We start from the raw sequence: 2,239 nt of genomic DNA on the forward strand, positions 1-2,239 counted from the left end.
CCGCGTCTTCGTCAGCGCGCCGCGCCTGGCCTGCACCAGCCCCGAGCAGCGCCGCGCCCACGACACCAACGAGCGAGCCCGGCACGAGCCCAGGCGCTCACGCGATGTGGCCGAGGGCAGCTACGCGCGCATGCGCCACCCCTCGGGCTGCGGCTGCTGCAGCGGCGCCAGCAAGCGCGGCTCCACGGTCACGGCGCCCAACGGCGCCAAGACCTTCCCGACCAAGCGGCCCTGGATGATCAGCCACTGACCGCGGCCCCTGCGCCGCACCGATGCAAAAAAGGCCCGCGACGCGGGCCTTTGTCCTGCCTGGCCGTACCGCTCAGTGCACGGCGCCGATGAAGCCGGCCAGCTCCGGCGTCTGCGGGCTGGCGAACAGCTGCTTGGCCGGGCCGCTTTCGTGGATCAGGCCCTGGTGCATGAACACCAGCTGGTCGCCCACGTCGCGGGCAAAGCGCATCTCGTGCGTGACCATGATCAGCGTCATGCCCTCGGCGGCGAGCTGCTTGACCACGGCCAGCACCTCGTTGACCAGCTCCGGGTCCAGGGCCGAGGTGATCTCGTCGCACAGCAGCACCTTGGGCTGCATGGCCAGCGCGCGCGCAATGGCCACGCGCTGCTGCTGGCCGCCGCTGAGCTGGTCGGGGTAGCTGTCGTACTTGTCGCCCAGGCCGACCTTGGCCAGCATCTGGCGCGCCAGCGCCGCCGCCTCGGGCTTTTTCACGCCCTTGACCACGGTGGGCGACAGGGCCACGTTCTCGCCCGCCGTCAGGTGGGGGAACAGGTTGAACTGCTGGAAGACCATGCCCACGTTCAGGCGCAGCGCGCGCAGCTGGGCGGGCGAGGGCGCGCTGCCCTCCGAGCCCTTGAGCACGGCGTCGTCCACCACGATCTGGCCGGACTGGATGGCCTCCAGCCCGTTGATGGAGCGCAGCAGCGTGCTCTTGCCCGAGCCGCTGCGGCCGATGATGGCGACCACCTGGCCGCTGTCCACGCTCAGGTCCACGCCCTTGAGCACATGGTTGTTGCCGTAATGCTTGTGAACGGCGCGCACATCAACGAGCGGCATAGAGTTTCTTCTCCAGATGGGATGCGTAGAGGGACAGGGGCCAGCACAGCAGGAAGTAGCCTGCGGCGACCAGGCCGTAGATGAGGAAGGGCTGGAAGGTGGCGTTGGCCAGCATGGAGCCGAGCTTGGTCAGCTCGCTGAAACCGATGATCGAGGCCACGGCCGTGCCCTTGATGATCTGCACCGAGAAGCCGACCGTGGGCGCTATCGACAGGCGCAGCGCCTGCGGCAGCACCACATGGCGCATCTGCTGCAGGTAGCCCATGGCCAGGCTGGACGAGGCTTCCCACTGGCCGCGGGGGATAGCCTCCACGCAGCCGCGCCAGACCTCGGCCAGGTAGGCGCTGGTGTACAGCGTCAGGCCGATGGCGGCCGCCGTCCAGGGCGAGATGTCCAGGCCGGCCATGGACGAGCCGAAGAACACGATGAACATCTGCATCAGCAGCGGCGTGTTCTGGAAGGCCTGGATATAGGCCTTGGCCAGGCGGCGCAGGTTCAGGCTGCGGCCCACGCGGGCGAACAGCACCAGCAATCCGGTGGCGCCGCCCAGCACGAAGGCCAGCAGCGACAGCGCCAGCGTGGCCAGCAGGCCCTCGGCCAGCTTGGCCAGGATGGGCAGCAGGGGAATGTCGGCAATCATGCGGCGTCTCCGGCAGTGGTTGCAGGTGCAGCGGGTGCAGCGGGCCTGGCTGCACGCGGCGTGCGGCGGCCCACCACGAAGCGCTGGCCTATCCAGGCCAGCAACTGGCGCAGTGCCAGGGCCAGCACGAAGTACGCCGCCGTCACCACCAGGTAGGTCTCGAACGCGCGGAAGTTGCGCGACTGGATGAAGTTGGCCGCAAACGTCAGGTCCTGGGCCGCGATCTGCGAGACCACCGAGGTGCCCAGCATCACGATCACGATCTGGCTGCTCAGCGAGGGCCAGACCCGCTGCAGCGCAGGGCGCAGCACCACATGGCGGAAGACCGCCCAGCGGCCCATGCCCAGCGCGCCAGCGGCTTCCAGCTGGCCGCGCGGCGTCTCCTGGATGCCGGCGCGCACGATCTCGGTGATGTAGGCGCCCAGGTTGATCACCGTGGTCAGCAGGCAGGCCTGCCATTCGTTGATCTGCACGCCCAGCGAAGGCAGGCCGAAGAACACGAACATCAGCTGCACCAGGAAGGGACGCGG

4 protein-coding genes are annotated in these 2,239 nt (G+C 69.0%); 1 reads left to right on the top strand and 3 read right to left on the bottom strand.

Going from position 1 to position 2,239, the window contains the following annotated elements:
* Positions 1–250, top strand: a 250-nt coding sequence (locus L995_RS25660; protein WP_047474135.1) for a hypothetical protein, incomplete at its 5' end; no start/stop codon positions are given.
* Between the two features lie 72 nt (positions 251–322).
* Here L995_RS25660 and L995_RS25665 read toward each other — a convergent pair.
* From L995_RS25665 to L995_RS25675, 3 genes are all read right to left on the bottom strand, one after another.
* On the bottom strand, positions 323–1,069 hold the full coding sequence (locus L995_RS25665) for an amino acid ABC transporter ATP-binding protein (protein WP_016448706.1): 747 nt from the start codon (positions 1,067–1,069) through the stop codon (positions 323–325).
* Positions 1,056–1,709, bottom strand: coding sequence for an amino acid ABC transporter permease (locus tag L995_RS25670; RefSeq protein WP_016448705.1), 654 nt, complete (start codon positions 1,707–1,709; stop codon positions 1,056–1,058). The genes L995_RS25665 and L995_RS25670 overlap by 14 nt, the downstream gene beginning before the upstream one ends.
* Positions 1,706–2,239 (bottom strand): amino acid ABC transporter permease (locus L995_RS25675; protein ID WP_047474136.1); only part of this gene is annotated, 534 nt, incomplete at its 5' end. The genes L995_RS25670 and L995_RS25675, both read right to left, overlap by 4 nt.

The organism is Delftia sp. ZNC0008, from assembly GCF_000799035.1.
Lineage (GTDB): Bacteria > Pseudomonadota > Gammaproteobacteria > Burkholderiales > Burkholderiaceae_C > Comamonas > Comamonas tsuruhatensis.